Consider the following 18,005-nt stretch of genomic DNA (forward strand, 5'->3'; position numbering starts at 1 on the left):
TGCACCGCGAGTGCAAGTGTACGCATTGCACGGGGAGTGCAATAAGTTTCGGCCGGGGGCCCGTCGCGCGCCGCCCGCCGCACGAGAAGGGCCGTCCGCCGCCGATGTTCACCACTGTGGGGCGCTGGTGCGCCCGCAGACCCAAGCGCGTCCTCGCGGCCTGGCTGCTGCTGGCCGCCGCCGCGCTCGCCGCCCTCGCCGTCTTCGGCCGCGTCACCAGCGAGGCCGTCTCCATCCCCGGCAGCGACAGCCAGGCCGCCAAGGACATCGCCGACCGCGCGTTCCCCGCCCCGGCCTCCGGCAAGCAGCCCGTCCTGCTGCACACCCCCGAGGCCGCCGCCGCGCTCACCGCCCCCGCCTCCGCCGCCGCGGTCCGCAGCGCGGCCGCGGCCGTCGCGACGGTGCCGCACGTCGTCGCCGTCACCACGCCCTACGACCCGGCCGGCGCCGCGGCCATGAGCGCCGACGGCCACACCGCCTACCTCTCGGTCGAACTCGACGTCTCCGGACGGGAGGTGACCCCCGCGACGACCGACGCCGTGCTCGCCGCGGCCGCCCCGGCCACCGCCGCCGGCATCGAGGTCACCCCCGGCGGCTACCTCGCCGCCGCGGTCGACAAGGGCAGCACCGGCCGCAGCGAGGCCATCGGCCTGGCCGCCGCCCTGGTGATCCTCACCCTCACCCTCGGCGGCCTGCTCGCCGCCGCCCTGCCGCTGCTCGCCGGCGTGGTCGGGCTCGCCATCGCCCTGCCCGTCCTCGGCCTGGCCGGCCACCTGATGGACGTGCCCGAAGCCGGCGAGACCATCGCCGCCATGATCGGCCTGGGCGTCGGCATCGACTACACCCTCTTCGGCCTCACCCGGTTCCGGGACCTGCGCGCCGCCGGAGTCGGGATCGAGGACGCCGCCGTGCGCACCACCGCCGGTTCCGGCAAGTCCGTCGCCTTCGCCGGCAGCGCCGTCGTCGCCGCGCTCGCCGGACTGGCCCTGGGCGGCCTGCCGCTGCTGTACGCCCTGGCCCTGGCCCCCGCGATCGCCGTCCTGACCGCGCTGGGCGTCAACCTCACCCTGCTGCCCGCCACCCTCGTCCTGCTGGGGCGCCGCCTGAGCCCCAAGGCCGCCACTCCCGCCCCCGCCGGGCGCCCGCGCGGCTGGGGCCGGATCGCCACCCTGGTCGCGGCCCGGCCCTGGTCCCTGCTGCTGGCCGGCCTGGCCCTGCTCACCGCCCTCGCCGCCCCGGCCGCCGGCCTCCACCTCGGCCAGCTCGACGCCGGCAGCAAGGCCGCGGGCAGCATGAGCCGCACCGCCTACGAGCGGATGGCCGCCGCCTTCGGACCGGGCGCCAACGGCACCCTCCAGGTCGTCGACGTCCTGCCCACCCCGGCCACCCCCGGCTCCGCCGACCCGCGTACCGCGACCGTGACCACCGCGCTGCGCACCGCCGAGGGCGTCGCCGCCGTCAGCCCGCCCGCGCTCGCCGCCGACGGACGCACCGTCCGCTGGCAGCTCACCCCGGCCACCGCCCCCGCCGACCCCGCCACCGCCGCGCTCGTGCGCCGGCTGCGCGCCGACGTGCTGCCCGCCGCCACCGCCGGCACCGGCCAGGCGGTGCACGTCGGCGGCACCCCCGCCGCCCAGGCGGACCTCAACGCGCGCATCGCGCAGCGCATGCCGCTGGTCGTCGGCTTCGTGCTGACCGTCGCGGGCCTGCTCCTGCTGCTGGCCTTCCGCGCGCCCCTGGTCGCGGTGAAGGCGGCCGCGATGAACCTGGTCTCGGTCGCCGCCGCCTACGGCGTGCTGACCGCGGTCTTCCAGGACGGCCACGGCGCCCGGCTGATCGGCCTGGACGGCGCGGTGCCCGTCCCCGGCTACGTGCCCCTGCTGATGTTCGCCGTGCTCTTCGGCCTGTCGATGGACTACGAGGTCTTCCTGCTCAGCGCCGTACGGGAGGGCTACCAGCGGGAGCGGGACAACCGCCGCGCCGTGGTGGCCGGCCTCACCGCCACCGGACGGATCATCAGCTCGGCCGCCCTGATCATGGTCGCGGTCTTCCTGAGCTACCTGCTCTCCGACGACCCGGTGGTCAAGATGTTCGGCATCGGCCTGGCCACCGCCGTCGCCCTGGACGCCACCGTCGTGCGCGGCCTGCTGGTGCCCGCCACCATGGTCCTGCTCGGCGACGGGAACTGGTGGCTGCCCCGGTGGCTCGACCGGCTGCTGCCGCACGTCGACATCGAGGGCGACGGCCACCACGAGCCCCCCGCCGCCGCCGACCCCGCCGTCCCGGACCCTGCCGCCCCGGACGGTGCCGCCCCGCCGGCCGCGGCCCGCGCCCGCTGAACCCCGCCGCGCCCGGCCCGCACCCCGAACCCGAACCGAACCCGATCCACGCACCCGCGATCCCCGCACCCGATCCACGCCTCAGGAGCAGTTCCCGATGCACCCGCACCCGCGCCCGCGCCGTCTGCCGGCCCTCACGGCCCTCGCCCTCACCGCCGGGGCCACGTTCGCCGCGGCGCCCGCCGCCCACGCCGCCCCCGACTGCGGCCGGGCACCGGTCCAGTACTCCGTCGACGGCGGCGCCCACTGGACGAACAGCGCGACCATGCCCGCCGAGTCCGCCACCGTCGAGGTCCGCCTGGCCGGCGTGCCGACCGCCGGCTGCGACTACCACGTCTCCCTGGGCTCCTACGAGGCCCAGGGGCCGACCTGGGCCACCTCGGGCCGACAGGCCTTCCTCGGCTGGGCGACCACCACGCTCACCCGCGAGCACTACCGCGACACCCTCGACGTCACCGGCCACCTGCCGCACTGCTACGGCGAGTTGGCCCTCTACTCGGTCGGTGAGAAGTACGACGGCGGCGACAGCGACCACCCGCTGCCGCACTACCCGGACGAGCCGTTCTCCGGCCTCATGATCGCCTCCTGGAACGGCGGCACCGCCTGCGCACCCACGCCGACCGCCACACCCACCACCGCCACGCCCACCACCGCCGCACCCACGCCGACCGCCGCACCCGCCTCCCCGACGTCCCCGGTGTCCCCGACGTCCGCGCCGAGCGGCGACGCCTCGCCGGCCGCCCCGGCACCGTCCCCGGCCCGCCCCACCGGCTCGCCCCGGGCCACGGCGACGGCCACGCCCGCCCCGACGCTGGCCGCCACCGGCTCCGACGACGGCCTGCTGACCGCCGCCGCGGCGGCCGCCGCGCTGCTGCTCGCCGCCGGCGGCGCCGCCGCCGCCTACGCCGGACGCCGCCGCCGCTGACGGAGCGCCGCCGCTGACGACGCGCCGACGCGCGGGCGGGTGCCGCATGTGAGGGGACGGCACCCGCCCGCGGGCGCGCCGGTCAGCCGGTGCCGAGCGCGGCGTCGACGGGCCGGCCGGCGGCGGCCTGCTCGACGCGCCGGGCGAGCATCGTCGCCATCTTCTGCAGCTGCGGCACGTCCGAGGAGTCCTCCAGCATGACGCCCGCGAAGGTGGTGCCCACCCGCATCAGCACGACGTTGCGCGGACTGTCGTGGTACGTGCCGCTGTAGGCGACCGTCTCGTTGCCGGTGGCCGGCACCGACAGCTTGGAGGACGTCGTGGCGGCCTTGTCCTCGAACTCCTTCGCGGTCCTCGCGAGGTACGCGCTCGCCTCGGCCGAGGAGCCGAAAGTGGTGATCTTGAACGAGGCCGTGACGGCTCCGTTCTCGAAGTCGGCGGCGCCGTCGAGCTTGCAGCCCTTGCAGTCCTCGTCGGTGCCGTCCTCGACGGAGACGTGGTTGTTGTGCACCTCCCAGCCGGGCATGGCCGCCCGGCCCGGCAGGGTCTGCTTCAGCGCCACCTTGTCGGACAGCACGGTCCCGAAGTCCGGCCACTTCTGCGTGCCGGCGGCCAGGTCGCCCGAGATCGGGCTGGACCCGCAGGCGCTCAGCGCGCTCCCCAGGACGATCGACGCGATGCCGATGCCCAACCCCCGTACGGTGGCGCCGATGCGCGTGGCCATGCCGAACTCCCCGTTCCTCGTGTCCAAGATCAACAGATGATATGTCAGCCCAGGGGCCGCGCAGGCAACTCCCGCTCCGCCCGCATCCGTCGTACCCTCCCAGCCCGGGGAGACGAGAACCAGGGGGAGAACCGGATGCTGACCGACACCTCGACCGACGCGGGCAAGGCCGTCCTGCTCCACGACCGCTGCCCCACCCTCGCCGAACTCACCGGCACCGCCCGGGCCCTGGCCGCCGCCCGCCCGGACCTGTGCCGCCTGCGCACCCTCGGCACCTCCCGCGCCGGGCGCCCGCTCACCCTGCTGTCCATCGGCCGCGCCGAACGCAACGTGCTGGTCGTCGCCGGCGCCCACGCCGACGAGTTCGCCGGCCGCGCCAGCACCGTCGAACTCGCCCACCGCGTCCTCGCCCGCCCCGCCCTGCGCACCACCACAACCTGGCACTTCCTGCTCTGCCTCGACCCCGACGGCGCCCACCTCGCCCGCGGCGCCCTCACCGCCCGCACCCTGCCCGACTACTTCGCCGGCTACTTCCGCCCCGCCGCCGAGGAACAGCCCGAATGGGCCCCCGCCGTCGGCGCCCGGCTCCCGGAGAGCCGCCTCCTGCTCGACCTGATCGACGAACTGCGCCCCGCCCTCCAGTTCACCCTGCACAGCATGGACGTGGGCGGCACCTTCCTCCAGGCCACCTGCGACCCGGCCGCCCTCGCCGCCCCCTTCGCCAGCTCCGCCGCCGCCCTCGGCATCCCGGTCGAGACCGGCACCTACGACACCTTCTGGCTGCGCGAGTCCGGCCCCGGCGTCTTCCTGATGGAGCCCCACCACATCGACCGCCAGGAGACCAGCACCGGCATGCTCGCCCCGCACCGCGACACCCGCTCCGGCGGCCCCCACGCCCCGGACGGCCCCGGCGGCACGGACGGCACCGCCCGCGTCCGGGCCTCCACCTGGTTCGCCCCGCAGCGCCACGGCGGCGAGACGGTCATCGTCGAGGTGCCCGCCTGGACCAGCGACCGCCTCGGCGACACCCGCCCCGTCGACGACGCCGCCGCCTGCCTGAGCGCGGGCGCCGACCGACTGCGCACCCGCACCGCCCTGCTCGCCGCCCTGCTGGACGCCGCCCTGCCCCACCTGCCCGCCGACGACACCGCCCTGCTGCGCGCGGCCCGCAGCCCGCTGACCGCCGCCCGGCAGCTGGCCGACGAATGGGACCCCGGCGCCCTCGGCCGCCGCCTGCTGCGCCCGGGCCTGATGACCCGTTCGAAACTCGCCGGCATCGACCTGTGGGCGCACCGCATCCCGGTGCGCACCGCCGCCCTGCTGCGCCGCGCCGTCGAACCGGCCGGCGCCCGCGCCGCCGGGCAGGCCGCCCGCCTCGACGCCCTGCTGCAGGACTGGTGCGCCCGCTACCAGCGGCGTTTTTGCCCCACCTGGCTCCCGGTGGCCCGCCAGGCCGAGCACCAGGCCAACATCGTCCAGGCCGCCGTGGAACTGCGCCTGACGGCCTGACGGCCTGACGGCCTGACGGGGCCCGCCGCCTCTCTAGGCCTTCTCGCCCTCGCCCTCGGCGTCGATGTGCGGCAGGATCCGGTCCAGGAAGCGCGGCGTCCACCAGGCCGCCGAGCCCAGCAGGGTCATCACCGCCGGGACCAGCAGCAGCCGCACGATCGTCGCGTCCACCAGCACGCTCACCGCCAGGCCCAGCCCCATCATCTTGATCACGATGTTGTCGCTGACGATGAACGCCGCGAACACGCTGACCATGATCAGCGCGGCGCACGTGATCACCCGCGCGGTGATCTCCAGCGCGTGCGCCACCGCGTCCTGGCTGCGCCCGGTGCGCAGCCAGGCCTCGTGCACCCGCGAGAGCAGGAAGATCTCGTAGTCCATGCTCAGCCCGAAGACGATCGCGAACATCATCATCGGCACGTAGCTCTCGATCGGGACCTTCCCGGAGACGCCGAGCGCCGGCCCGCCCCAGCCCCACTGGAACACCGCCACCACCACCCCGTACGAGGCCGCGATGGACAGCAGGTTGAGCACCGCGGCCTTGACCGCGACGAGCAGGCCGCGGAAGACCGCCAGGATGATCAGGAAAGCCAGCCCGACCACCACCGCGATGATCGGCACCAGCCGGCTGGAGACGATGTCCAGGAAGTCGACCTGGGCCGCGGTGTTGCCGGTGACGTAGGTCTTCGCGCCGCTGCCGCCCACCGCGCCGGGCAGCACGTGGTCGGCCAGCCGGTTGACCAGGTCGGTGGTGGCGCGGTCCTGCGGGGCGCTCGCCGGGATGACGGTGCCGAACAGCACCGCCCCGTCCGGGCTGGTCTGCAGCGGGGTGCTGCTGGCCGCGCCCGGCAGGTTCGCGAGGGCCTGCTGCACCGAGGTCTGCAGGCCGGCCCGGGCGTCGGCGGGCACCGCGCTCTGGTCGACGACCACGGTCAGCGGGGCGTTGGAGCCCGGACCGAAGGCCTGGGACATCAGGTCGTAGGCGCGCCGGTCGGTGAAGTCGGTGGAGTCGGCGCCGTCGCCGATGTGGCCGAGCTGGATGGAGAACAGCGGGATCGCCAGCACCGCCAGCACGACCAGCCCCGCCACCAGGAAACGCCAGGGGTGCGCCTCCACCCGGCGGGCGTAGCGGTGCCAGGCCCCGCCGGCCTCCCCGCCGCCCCCACCCCCGACCTCGGTGCCCCCGCCCGCGGCTCCCTCACTCTCGCCGCCGGCCTCGGCGATCGGACGGCGCACGCAGAACCGGTCCATCCGGCGCCCGATCACCCCCATCAGCGCCGGCAGCAGGGTGAGCGCGCCGAGCACCCCTGACACCACGGTCACGGCCGCCGCCGCGCCCAGCTTGGCCATGAAGGAGATGCCCGACACCGACAGCCCGGACAGCGCGATGATCACCGTGCAGCCGGAGACCAGCACCGCCCGCCCGCTGGTGGCCACCGCCTGCCCGGCGGAGGCCACCGGGTCCACACCGTCCATCAGGTTCTGCCGGTGGCGGGTCAGCAGGAACAGGGCGTAGTCGATGCCCACCCCGATGCCGATCATCGTCGCCAGCGTCGGGGCGACGGTCGCGAAGGTGGACAGCGCCGCGATCAGCCCCAGCACCCCCAGACCCACCACCGCCGCGAACAGCGCCGTCAGCAGCGGCAGCCCGGCCGCGATCACGCTCCCGAACCCCACCAGCAGCACCACGACCGCCACCGCGAAGCCGATCGCCTCGCTGGAGCGATCGTCCGGCGCCGGCCGGGCCAGCTCGCCCAGCGGACCGCCGTACTCCACCTGCACCCCGGCCTGGCGCAACGGCGCGACCGCCTCGTCCACCCCGGTCAGGTAGTCGGTGCCCAGCAGGGTCGGCGAGGTGTCGAAGCGGACGGTGATGTACCCGGTCAGCCCGTCGGCGGACAGCGGACCGCCCGGCGCCGGGGGCTGGCCCGGCGCCGGCAGCGGGCTCTGCACCGCGATCACGTGCGGCAGCTGCTGCAGCGACGCGACCGCCTGGGTGATCTGCGCCTGGAAGCCGGGCAGCTGCGCGGCGTCGTGCAGCACCACCTGGGAGCTGGTGCCCGCGGCGGCCGGCTCGTGCGCCTGCAGCACGTCGCGGCCCTGCTGCGCCTGGGTGCCGGGCAGGGAGAAGTCGTCCGAGTAGGTGCCGCCGACCGTCTTGTTCGCGGCCTGGATGCCGGCCAGGGCGACGATCCACAGCACGATGACGATCAGGGAGTGGCGTGCGCACCACTCGCCCAGGCGGCGCAGCGCGGCGCGTTTGGCCGGGCGTGCGGTGGCCGAGGGGGCGGGGCGGGCGGACGGCGGCATGGACGGCTCCCGGGTGTGTCGCGCTCTGCTGCGCCGGATCGGCGCAGTGTTCCCGGGGGGGCGGGGGCGGGCCACGGGTACCGGTGGGTAGTCGCCCTGTCGGCCCCGGCACGGCGGGCCGGGGCCGACAGGGCGGCGGGGACGGGGGCGGGGCCGGTCAGGGCCGGGCGGGGCCGCCGAGGGCGGGGGTGCGGACGGGGGCGGCGGCGCCGATCAGGACGACCAGTTCGTGGCCGCCGGGGTTGGTCTGGACGGGGACGGTGCGCCAGTTGTTGGCCAGCCAGACGTTGCCGGAGGGGTCGATCTGCAGGCCGGTGTTGCGTTCCAGCGCGTCGCTGGAGTAGCCGGTGCCGGGCGGGGAGAGGGGCTGGCCGGTGCGGTGGCCGGGCGGGCAGGCGGTGAGGTCGGTGCCGCACAGCCGGGCGACGCGGTGGCCGCCGAAGTTGGCGACCCAGACGGTGTCGTCGCCGTCGACGGCGATGCCCCAGGGCAGGAACAGGCCGCCGTCGGTGAAGGGGGCGGGGGCTGGGGTGCCGTCGGGGGCGATCAGGGTGACGGAGGCGCCCGGGCGCGGGCCGGTGTCGCCGGCCAGGGCGGCGGTGGTGAGGTCGTCCGCGGTGGTGTCGGCGCACGGGACGGGCAGGATGCCGCTGTTGCTGACCCAGGCGTAGCCCTTGCTGTCGGTGGCGAGGGCGAGCGGGCGGCGCAGGCCGCCGCCGGTGACGGTCCGTTCGGCGGTGCCGTCGGGGCCCAGGACCTGGACGCTGTCGTTGCCGTTGCCGCTGACCCACAGGCGCCCCCGGGGGTCGACGGCGGCGCCGAAGGGCTTGCTCAGCGCGGGGGTGGGGACCTCCTGGGCGCGGGTGGCGTCGCCGTCCGGGATCCGGGTCACCCCGCCGCCGCCGCAGTCGGCGGCCCAGACGGTGCCGGAGCGGTCGGCGGCCATGCCCTGGGGCTGGGCGATGCCGTGGCCGCGCCAGCCTTCGGGCGGGGAGAGCGGGGTGCCGTCGGGGGCGAACCGGGAGAGGCTGCGTTCGAGGTCGGTCGGGTCGATCGGGCAGCCGCGGCCCTGGAAGCCGAAGTTCGCGACCCAGGCGGTGCCGCGGGCGTCGACGGTGATGCCGAAGCCGGCCCCGTACAGGCCGCCGCCGGTGTAGGGGGCGCCGGGGGCGTCGTGGCCGGTGGGGGTGAACTTCAGGACGGTGCGCCCGCCGCAGACCGGGCGGGCGGGGTCGGCGTCGTAGCCGTAGTTGTTGCTGACCCAGGCGTTGCCGTCGGCGTCGAAGGCGATGTTGCCGGGGCCGTCGAGTTCCCGGCCGTTGCCGTCGTAGCGCAGGGCGACGGTCCAGGCGTCGGGGGCGGCGGGCAGCACGGGCCGGTAGCGGGGGGTGGTGTCGGCGAGGGCGAACAGGGCGGCGGCGTTGCGGCCCGGGTCGTGGGCGATGTCCACGGCGGCCCGCAGGGTGTCGCGGGGCCGCTCGTGGCCGGGGCGGCGGGCCAGGTCGAACAGCTGGTCGCAGGCGTCGCCGGTGACGCAGGAGGCCAGCAGGTTGGCCAGGGTGTTGAACTCGGCCATGGTCGAGGTGAGGGCGCCGTTGGGCGGGGTGGCGAGCGGGGCGGCGATGTCGCCGGTGCCGGTGTCTGCCAGGTTGTGGGCGATGGCGGCGGCGTTCTGCAGTCCGGGGCGGGTGCCGGAGACGCCGGCGGGGCCGGTGAAGCGGGCCAGGGCGTAGGCGACGGCGACGGTGGTGCGCTCGTTGACGACCAGTTCGGGCGGGGCGTCGGCGCCGCTGAGCACGGCGGCGAGGGTGACCGGGCCGTCCGGGTCGTGCCGCGGGGGCCCGTCCTGCGCGGCGCGCTCCGGTGCGGCCGGGTCCTGCGGGGCCCGGGTGCCGGCGGGCCCGAGGTCGGCGAGGACGTAGAGGACGGCGTTCGGGTCGCGCGGGCGGCGGTAGTCGAGGGTGAAGCGCCCGTCCTCGGCGCTGCGGGTGCGGGCCAGCACCCGCGGGGTGGCGCCGGGGCCGTCGCCGGCCTGGTAGAGCGTCACCTCGGCGCCGCCGAGCGGGGTGTCGCCGCTGCGGACCACCCCGCACTGGCCGGCCGGGTCCCACCCGGCGGGTGCGGGGGCGGCGGCGTGGGTGGGTCCGGCGGCGAGCTGGGCCAGCAGGGCGGCGGTCAGCAGGACGCCGCGGCGTCGGCGCATGGGGGCTCCGTTCGGTCGCAGGGGACGGCGGCCCGTCGCGTGCTCCCGGTGCGGGGCGCGGCCGCCGTCCTCCTGCCTGCCACATCCGCCGCCCGCCCGCGCGCGACCGGCCGCGGGGCGCGGCGGAAATGCCCGGGACGGGCGAGGCGGCGGAGCCGGCGGCGGATGCGGTGGTGCGGCGAGTGCGACGGTGCGGCGGCGGTGTCAGCCGAGGTGCGCCAGGGCGGCGGTGGCGAAGGCGTGGTCCTGCTCGGGGGCGCCGCCGCCGATGCCGAGCGCGCCGATCAGGCGGCCGTCGCGGCGTACGGGCAGGCCGCCGGCGATGAACAGCAGGGGGCGGTCCAGTGCGGTGGGCAGGGAGTGGAACGGGCCGTCCGGCTTGACCAGGTCGACCAGGTCGGCGGTCGGGGCGTCCAGCTGGAGGGCGGTGTAGGCCTTGCGGGTGCTGGTCTCGCCGGAGATCAGCACGGCGCGGTCGTCGCGGCGGAAGGCGAGCGGGTGGCCGCCCGCGTCCAGGACGGTGACGCTGACCGCGACCCCGGCCGCCTCGGCGGCGGCGCGGGCGGCGGAGACCAGGGTCTCGGCGTCGGCGGTGGTCAGCGGGGCGACGGCGGTGGTGCTCATGGGGGGCTTCTCCTGGGGGAAGGGGGTGGCGTCGGTCGGTGTGTCGGTGGTCGCTGTGTCGGTGGTGGGCGGTCAGTGGTGGACGGGGACGCGGTCCGGGGTGGCCGCCGGGGTGGGGGAGCGGCGCTCCAGGGCGGCGGACCACAGGGCGAGCAGGAGGGCGGCGGCGGCGAGGGCGGCGCCGACCCAGTTCGGGGCGGTGTAGCCGAGGCCGGCGGAGATGACGAGCCCGCCGAGCCAGGCGGCCAGCGCGTTGCCGAGGTTGAACGCCCCGATGTTGACGGCCGAGGCCAGGGTGGGCGCGCTGTGGGCCTGGTCCAGCACCCGCTTCTGCAGCGGGGGGACGGTGGCGAAGCCGAGGGCGCCGACCAGCAGGACGGTGACGGCGGCGAGGGCCTTGCTGTGCGCGGTGAGGGTGAACACCGCCAGCACGGCGGCCAGGCCGCCGAGGGTGGCGAAGAGCAGCGGCATCAGCGCGCGGTCGGCGAACTTCCCGCCGAGCAGGTTGCCGAGGAACATGCCGACGCCGAACAGCACCAGCAGCCAGGTGACGGCGCCGTCGGAGTAGCCGGCGACGTCGGTCATCATCGGCGCGATGTAGGTGATCGCGGCGAACACACCGCCGAAGCCGAGCACCGTCATCGCCATCGCGAGCAGCACCTGCGGGTTGCGGAAGGCGGACAGCTCGCCGGCCAGGCGGGCGCCCTCGGGGCGGGGCAGGTCGGGCACCAGCCGGGCGATGCCGAGCAGGCCGACCACGCCGAGCGCGGCGACGACGGCGAAGGTGGTGCGCCAGCCGACGGCCTGGCCGATGAAGGTGCCCAGCGGCACGCCGACGATGTTGGCGACGGTCAGCCCGGTGAACATGGTGGCGATGGCGCCGGCCTTCTTCTCGGGGGCGACCAGGTCGGCGGCGACGACGGAGCCGATGCCGAAGAAGGCGCCGTGGGCCAGCGAGCTGACCAGGCGCCCGGCCAGCATCAGCGGGAAGGTCGGCGCGAACGCGGAGAGCAGGTTGCCGACCACGAACAGGCCCATCAGCAGCATCAGCATCGTCTTGCGGCCGAGCCTGGTGCCGAGCACGGTCATCAGCGGCGCGCCGACCACGACGCCGAGGGCGTAGCCGGTCACCAGCAGGCCCGCGTCGGGGATGGACACGCCGTAGTCGTCGGCGATGCCGGGCAGCAGGCCCATGATCACGAACTCGGTGGTCCCGATCCCGAAGGCGCCGATGGCCAGGGCGAGCAGAGCGAGGGGCATGGGCCCGAACCCTTCTGTGGATTGCTTGATGGAGCGCCTAGCGCGCATTCACAATAGTTGCAGACGCGCGATAAGTGCAAACGCCGATAGAAGGCACGCGGGAGGGGGGTCGGGCGCGGGCGTGGGGGCTGGGTGCGGGAAGGGATGCGGGCGCGGGCGTGGGGGTCGGGGTGCGGGAGGTGGTCCGGGCGTGGGGTTCGGGTGCGGGCGGGGAAACGCGACGGGCCCGACGCGCCCGCGCCGCGGGGCGGCGGGGACGGGTCGGGCCCGGTGGGGATCGGGGGGCGAAGGGTGTCAGTGGCGGGGCGAGGCCGCGTCCACCGCCTCCACCGCCTTGACCAGCGAGACCAGCTCGGGATTGCGGGCGGCCTCGTCGAGCGCCTCCCGCAGGGCGGCGTCGTTGGTCGGCCGGGCCTGCGCCAGGAGCTCCAGGCCGGCCTCGCTCACATTGGTGTAGATGCCGCGCCGGTCGGTCGGGCACAGGTAGCGCGCCAGCAGGCCGCGGTCCTCCAGGCGGGTGACCAGGCGGGTCGTGGCGCTCTGGCTGAGCACCACCGCGTCGGCGACCTGCTTCATCTGCAGGTGTCCGCCCTCGCCGTCGTGCTGGCGGCTGAGCACGTCGAGCAGCGAGTACTCCCGCACGCTCAGGCCGTGCCCGGACTGCAGGGCGCGCTCGATGTGCGCCTCGATCCTGCCGTGCAGCAGGGACAGCGCGCCCCAGCCACTGGCGAGGGCGGTGAGCGCGGGGTCGGTGGCGGTCATCGGCCCGACCTCCTTCCGGGTACGGCTGTGCTGCGGTCAGGATACGCCATGGACGGAAATACCGGCGGACGCCGGTATCGGGCTCGCACAACCAAAGACCCTGCCGCGGCCTGTCCCGTACGGCGCGCTCGTGCGGCGTCTCCCGTGGTCCGCCGGCTCCCGCGGGCCGTTCACACGGCGGCGGCGGATGCGGCGGATGCGGCGTGCGCGGCGGCCGTGCCGTGCGCGGCGGGCCGGGGGGAGGGAGTGTGCGGGGTGTCGGCGGCGGCCGGTTCCAGGGACACCTCGAGCACGTCGACCATCCGGCGCAGCTTCTGCTGGACGCGGACGGCCTCGGGGCGGGGGACCCGTACGACCGCCCGGGCCGAGGCGGGCGCCGAGGCCGGGGCCGCGGTGCTGAAGGCCAGGTCCAGGACCCGGTGGTTGTTGAGGGTGGAGGCCAGTCGCGCGAGCGTCCCCGTGGTGGGGCGCAGGGTGACGGTGAGTCGGGTGTGTTCCATGGCGGCGGTCCTGTCGGTGGGTGGGACTGGCGGGCCGGGAAAGCAGAAAGACCCCTCGCGGAGTGCGAGAGGTCTGCGTGCGGGCGGGGGCCGGGGAGGGTCACTCCTCCCGGCGCGGTGCCGGCACGCTGCCGCTGGTAATCAGCTGCTGCTGCATGCGCCGCATGCTGGCAGAAACCCGCGCGGGTGGGACGGGGCGTCTCACACTGCGGGACGTCCTGCGGGGGCCGGGGGGTTCGCCGGCGGCGCCGGCCCACCGCACCGCCCGGATGGACACCCCGGCCGCGCAAGCAGGCCGTGCCCGCGCCGACGGCACGCTGAGCGGCCGTCAGACCGCGCCGCCGGACACCCCGGACGGATAAAGCGGTTGGGCGGGCGGTCGCGGAGCTGCTACGGTCTGCGCAGCCGTGAGACGACGCGAGGAGGTGACACCCGTGAAGGCTGTATCCGTGTGGGTGCTCCTCCTTTCCGCCGCGGCGGGCGATTGACGCAGGTGTCGCCCGGGAGCGCCTCGAACCAAGCACTCCCGAAGGGCACCACCATGAACACGTCGCATCCCCTCCCGGGCACCGACGGCCACGCGCTCGTGGTCACCCGTGTCTCGGACACCCAATGGCACGCCGTGGCGGACGACCTCGTGGTCGGCTCCGGCGACGCCTCCCGCCGCCCCGACGGGCGGCTGTTCGTCAGCGTCGACGCGTGGGACGGCGCGGTCTTCGACCGCCTCGCCCACGCCCTGCTGACCGACCTGCCGGAACCCCTGCACACCGTCACCGACGAGGCCGACCAGGAGACGGCGGCCGCCTGGCAGCGGGCCGGCTTCACGACCGTGCGCCGCGAACGGTGCTACACCGTGCCCACCGACCCGCGGGTCACCGGCCTCGGCACGGTCCGGCCCCCGTCGGGGGTGACGGTCGTGCCCGCCGGGCAGGCGCAGGAGGGCCCGCTGCGCGACCTGGACCGGGTCGTCCACGCGGAGGTCGCGGCCGGCCCCGGCTGGCCGGCGATGCCCGCCCAGGTGCTGCCCCGCCCGGCCTGCACCACCGTGCTCGACCCCGCCCGGTACACCGTGGCGCAGCAGGACGGCCGCTACCTGGGGCTGCTGCGGATCGCGCCGCCGCGCCGGCCGCGGATCGGGCTGCTCGCCGTGCGCCAGGACCACCGGCGCCGCGGCATCGCCCGGGCGCTGCTGGCCCACGCGCTGGAATCGCTGCACCGCGAGGGCGTCACCTCGGTCGGGGCCGAGGTGGCGGAGTCCAACGCGCCCGCCACCGCGCTGTTCGAGGGCATCGGCGCCCGCCGCACCGGAGGCGTCCTCGAACTCGCGCACCATTGACGGTCCATGACAGTCCATCACCGAACGGAGAGGTGAGAGCCATGAGCAAGACAGCAGACGGCATCGAAGTGGAGGGCACCGTCACCGAGTGCCTGCGCAACGCCACCTTCAGGGTCGAACTCCCCAACGGGCACGTCGTGCTCGCCCACATCAGCGGCAAGGTCCGCAAGAACCACATCAAGATCCTCCCGCACGACCGGGTCCTCGTGGAGCTCAGCCCCTACGACCTCACCCGCGGCCGGATCCGCTACCGCTACCGGTCATAGCCGGCCCGACCCCGCCGCCCCCTCGGGGCGGCGGGGACCGTCGTTCGTCCGTACCGCCGTCCGGGGGCGCAGAGTCAACTGACTGATGTGCCGCAACGCTCCACCGGGCACCGTGGGGGTGCCGGCCGCCGGTTCGCGGCGGTGACGGCTGATCCGAGCGCGTGACGGAGGAGCGGGCATGATCGACAGGCGTACCTTCACCAAGGCCGTCGGGCTGGGGGCGGGCGCGGGCGCGCTGTCCCTGGCGGGCCTGCCGCAGGCGCAGGCCGCGGACGCGGCGGGGGCGGGGGCCACGGTGGCCGCGGGGGCGGTGCAGCCGGCCGCCGGGCCGGACGGCGGCGGTGCCCCGGCCGGACGGACCGGGTTCGCCCGGCTCGCGCAGGTGCGCGCCGGAGCGCTGGACGTCGGCTACGCCGAGGACGGGCCGGCCGACGGGCCGGTGGTGATCTGCCTGCACGGCTGGCCGTACGACATCCACAGCTACGTCGACGTCGCCCCGCTGCTCGCCGCGCAGGGCTACCGGGTGATCGTCCCCTACCTGCGCGGCCACGGCACCACCCGCTTCCTGTCCGCCCGCACGCCGCGCAACGCGCAGCAGGCGGCGGTCGCGTGCGACGTCGTGGCGCTGATGGACGCGCTGGGGATCGGGCGGGCGGTACTGGCCGGCTTCGACTGGGGCTCGCGCACCGCCGCCATCATCGCCGCGCTGTGGCCCGAGCGGGTCACGGCGCTGGTGGCGGTCAGCGGGTACCTGGTCACCAACGTGGAGCAGCAGCACGAGCCGCTGGGCGCCGCCGCCGAGCACACCTGGTGGTACCAGTTCTACTTCGCCACCGAGCGCGGGCGCCGCGCGATGGAGGAACGGGACAAGCGGCGCGGCCTGTGCCGGCTGGTGTGGGAGAACGTCTCGCCGACCTGGGCCTTCGACGACGCCGTCTTCGAGCGCACCGCGGCCGCCTTCGACAACCCCGACTACCCGGCGATCGTCATCCACAACTACCGCTGGCGCCTGGGCCTGGCCGACGGCGAGCGCCGCTACGACCGCCTGGAGCAGCGGCTCGCCGCCCGGCCGGCCGTCACGGTGCCCACCGTCACCCTCGACCCCGGGCGCGACCCCTTCACCGCCCCCGGCGACGGCACCTCCTACCGCCGCTACTTCACCGGCCCCTACCTGCACCGCACCCTCCCGGACGTCGGCCACAACCTGCCCCAGGAGGCGCCGGCCGACTTCGTCCGCGCGGTCCTCGACGCCGACCGCCTCTGACCCCGGGCCCGTCTCTGACCCCGCCCGCTCCCCGACCCCGGCACCCGACGGCCCCGGGCTCCCCGCGACACCCGCGGGGAGCCCGGGGCCGTCCGCCCGCGGCCGGGGCGTGCGCGGTGGGGGCCGTCCGCCCGCGGCCGGGGACCGTCCGCCGTCGGGGGCGCGCGCGGAGCGTGGCAGACCCGTTACCCACGCAGTGACCCGGCTCACGGCAGTTCGGGTGCGCAGCGTGATCGACTCCTCCGATGCGCCCGTTCGAGAAGCACCCCCGCCCGCTGACGGCCCGTCGACCCGCCGCGGCGGCCGTCACGCTCGCCGCCCTCGCGGCCGCCGCCCTGCTCACCGGCTGCGGATCCCGGGCCACCGGGGCGGCCGGCACCCCGGCGCCCTCCGGCAGCGCCGGGCCGTGCGGGGCGGCGCTGCCCGCGCCCACCGGCGCCGGGGACCCGTCCGTCCTCGCCCGGGACGGGGTGCGGATCACCGCCGTCAACACGGCCTGCGCGGAGTACGAGGTGACCAACCCGGGCACCGAACCGTCCGACGTCACGGTGCGGTTCAGCCGCCCGGCCGGCCTGGGCACCGGGGCGGAGACGGTGTCGCGCACCGTCGAGGCGCTCGCCCCGGGGGCCACCGCGAAGGGTCGGCTCGACCTGACCGCGCCCGGCCGCGCCGAGCCGGGCCCCACCCCCGGGGTGAAGATCCTGCGGGTCCGCAGCGTGCCCACCGCCGAGGCCCCGCGGCCCGACGGCCCCTGCCCGGCCTCCGGCCTGCGGCTGTACGCCGACGAGGGCGACGCCGCGATGGGCCTGCGCGTGCTCGGCCTGCACCTGCGCAACTGCGGCACCGCCACCGTGAACCTCGACGGCTACCCCACCCTGCAACTCCTCGACCCGCAACACCGCCCCGTCGACGGCGTACGGCTGCTGCCCGGCGGCGCCGCGATCGCCACCGGCACCGGCGCCGACAACCCGCCGCAGAGGATCGCGCTGCGCCCGGGCGAAGGCGCCCGCGCCACCCTGGTGTGGCGCAACACCACCGGCGACGGCACCCCGGTGGACGTCCCCTACGTCCGGGTCCGCGCCACCCCGGACGCGCCGCCCGTGACGGTCACCCCGGAACTCGACCTGGGCACCACCGGGCGCCTGGGCATCGGCGCCTGGACCCGCGACGCCGACACCCCCCGACCCCCCGCCACCCCGCCGGGCCCGGCCGACTGACCCGGCGCCCCGCCGCGCGGGGGAGGGGCCCCGGACGGAACCGTCCCGTCCGGGGCCCGGCGCGTCCCGGCCTCCGGCGCGTCCCGGCCTCCGGCCGTTTCCGGCCGTTCCGGCGCCGGGGCGCCCGCCCCGCCCGCCCCGGGGGTGCCGCGCCGCCCCAGGACTGCCGGGGTGCGGGGGAAAGAGCGCTGCGTCCGGGGGGTGCGGTGCATTTCCCGCCGTCACATGCCACCGGGGCGGGCGGACCCCTAGAGTCGCCGCAGCGCCGGTGAAGCAGCCGGCGCGACGGCGCCCGACCACGGCCGTTCCCCCGCGTCGACTTCTTCGAGGACGGACCACCCGTGAACACCCGGACCAGGAACAGGACCGCCGGCTTCCTCATGACGGCCGCTGCTGCCGCCGCCCTGGGCATCGGCGCCCCGGCCGCCCAGGCGCAGAGCGCCGCCCCGGCCGCCGTGCTGAGCATCAACTGCAGCACCGGCAGCTTCGGCAGCGACGGCACCCAGCAGTACTTCACCATTTCCTGCTCGGCCACCGGCACCACCAAGTGGTGGGTCAACGTGGGCTGTTCCGACGGCAGCACGCGGACGGCCGGGCCGTACACGACCTTCCAGAACGTGCGGGTGTACTGCCCGCCGAACACCACCGCCCTGCGCGGCTGGGTCAGTTACATCTGACCCCGTGGGACCGGCCCCGGTCCGAACCCGGTACGGCCGCCGGCCCGGCACGCTCCCCCGTGGCGTGCCGGGCCGCCGGACTCCACCGT

General features: G+C 76.3%; 15 protein-coding genes. 8 read left to right on the plus strand and 7 right to left on the minus strand.

Annotated features, from left to right (window positions below; translation table 11 throughout):
- The first annotated feature begins 104 nt into the window (after positions 1–104).
- Positions 105–2,339: an MMPL family transporter gene (locus ACZ6Y7_RS29030; RefSeq protein ID WP_465760906.1), complete on the plus strand. Its 2,235-nt coding sequence runs from the start codon at positions 105–107 to the stop codon at positions 2,337–2,339.
- A 97-nt stretch (positions 2,340–2,436) separates the two neighbouring features.
- On the plus strand, positions 2,437–3,264 hold the full coding sequence (locus tag ACZ6Y7_RS29035) for an LAETG motif-containing sortase-dependent surface protein (RefSeq protein ID WP_465760907.1): 828 nt from the start codon (positions 2,437–2,439) through the stop codon (positions 3,262–3,264).
- Positions 3,265–3,346: 82 nt separating this feature from the next.
- Here ACZ6Y7_RS29035 and ACZ6Y7_RS29040 read toward each other — a convergent pair whose 3' ends face one another.
- A complete protein-coding gene (locus ACZ6Y7_RS29040; RefSeq protein ID WP_465760908.1) occupies positions 3,347–3,988 on the minus strand; it encodes a hypothetical protein in 642 nt (213 codons plus the stop codon).
- A gap of 135 nt (positions 3,989–4,123) precedes the next feature.
- On the opposite strand from ACZ6Y7_RS29040, the gene ACZ6Y7_RS29045 reads away from it, so the two are divergent.
- Complete coding sequence (locus ACZ6Y7_RS29045; RefSeq protein ID WP_465760909.1) at positions 4,124–5,497, plus strand: M14 family zinc carboxypeptidase; 1,374 nt, start codon at positions 4,124–4,126, stop codon at positions 5,495–5,497.
- Between the two features lie 33 nt (positions 5,498–5,530).
- Here the strand turns inward: ACZ6Y7_RS29045 and ACZ6Y7_RS29050 are convergent, their stop codons facing one another.
- The 6 genes from ACZ6Y7_RS29050 to ACZ6Y7_RS29075 form a co-directional block, all read right to left on the minus strand.
- On the minus strand, positions 5,531–7,807 hold the full coding sequence (locus tag ACZ6Y7_RS29050; protein ID WP_465760910.1) for an MMPL family transporter: 2,277 nt from the start codon (positions 7,805–7,807) through the stop codon (positions 5,531–5,533).
- Positions 7,808–7,964: 157 nt separating this feature from the next.
- Positions 7,965–10,010: an NHL repeat-containing protein gene (locus ACZ6Y7_RS29055; protein WP_465760911.1), complete on the minus strand. Its 2,046-nt coding sequence runs from the start codon at positions 10,008–10,010 to the stop codon at positions 7,965–7,967.
- 204 nt (positions 10,011–10,214) lie between these two features.
- Positions 10,215–10,634 carry a GlcG/HbpS family heme-binding protein gene (locus ACZ6Y7_RS29060; protein ID WP_465760912.1) on the minus strand — a complete coding sequence of 140 codons (420 nt, stop codon included), beginning with the start codon at positions 10,632–10,634 and terminating at the stop codon, positions 10,215–10,217.
- 72 nt (positions 10,635–10,706) lie between these two features.
- Positions 10,707–11,894 (minus strand): MFS transporter, encoded by a 1,188-nt coding sequence (locus ACZ6Y7_RS29065; RefSeq protein WP_465760913.1) that lies wholly within the window; start codon positions 11,892–11,894, stop codon positions 10,707–10,709.
- A 294-nt stretch (positions 11,895–12,188) separates the two neighbouring features.
- On the minus strand, positions 12,189–12,656 hold the full coding sequence (locus ACZ6Y7_RS29070) for a MarR family winged helix-turn-helix transcriptional regulator (protein ID WP_465760914.1): 468 nt from the start codon (positions 12,654–12,656) through the stop codon (positions 12,189–12,191).
- A gap of 170 nt (positions 12,657–12,826) precedes the next feature.
- A complete protein-coding gene (locus tag ACZ6Y7_RS29075; protein ID WP_465760915.1) occupies positions 12,827–13,156 on the minus strand; it encodes a hypothetical protein in 330 nt (109 codons plus the stop codon).
- A 541-nt stretch (positions 13,157–13,697) separates the two neighbouring features.
- Here ACZ6Y7_RS29075 and ACZ6Y7_RS29080 point away from each other — a divergent pair.
- The 5 genes from ACZ6Y7_RS29080 (at position 13,698) to ACZ6Y7_RS29100 (ending at position 17,916) form a co-directional block, all read left to right on the plus strand.
- Positions 13,698–14,492 (plus strand): GNAT family N-acetyltransferase, encoded by a 795-nt coding sequence (locus tag ACZ6Y7_RS29080; protein ID WP_465760916.1) that lies wholly within the window; start codon positions 13,698–13,700, stop codon positions 14,490–14,492.
- A gap of 41 nt (positions 14,493–14,533) precedes the next feature.
- Positions 14,534–14,758 (plus strand): translation initiation factor IF-1, encoded by a 225-nt coding sequence (gene infA, locus ACZ6Y7_RS29085; protein ID WP_402214434.1) that lies wholly within the window; start codon positions 14,534–14,536, stop codon positions 14,756–14,758.
- Positions 14,759–14,936: 178 nt separating this feature from the next.
- Positions 14,937–16,022 (plus strand): alpha/beta fold hydrolase, encoded by a 1,086-nt coding sequence (locus ACZ6Y7_RS29090; protein WP_465760917.1) that lies wholly within the window; start codon positions 14,937–14,939, stop codon positions 16,020–16,022.
- A 245-nt stretch (positions 16,023–16,267) separates the two neighbouring features.
- Positions 16,268–17,239, plus strand: a complete 972-nt coding sequence (locus ACZ6Y7_RS29095) for a DUF4232 domain-containing protein (RefSeq protein WP_465760918.1) — start codon at positions 16,268–16,270, stop codon at positions 17,237–17,239.
- A 341-nt stretch (positions 17,240–17,580) separates the two neighbouring features.
- Positions 17,581–17,916 (plus strand): hypothetical protein, encoded by a 336-nt coding sequence (locus ACZ6Y7_RS29100; protein WP_465760919.1) that lies wholly within the window; start codon positions 17,581–17,583, stop codon positions 17,914–17,916.
- Positions 17,917–18,005: the final 89 nt, after the last annotated feature.

Source organism: Kitasatospora sp. NPDC053308 (assembly GCF_055585785.1).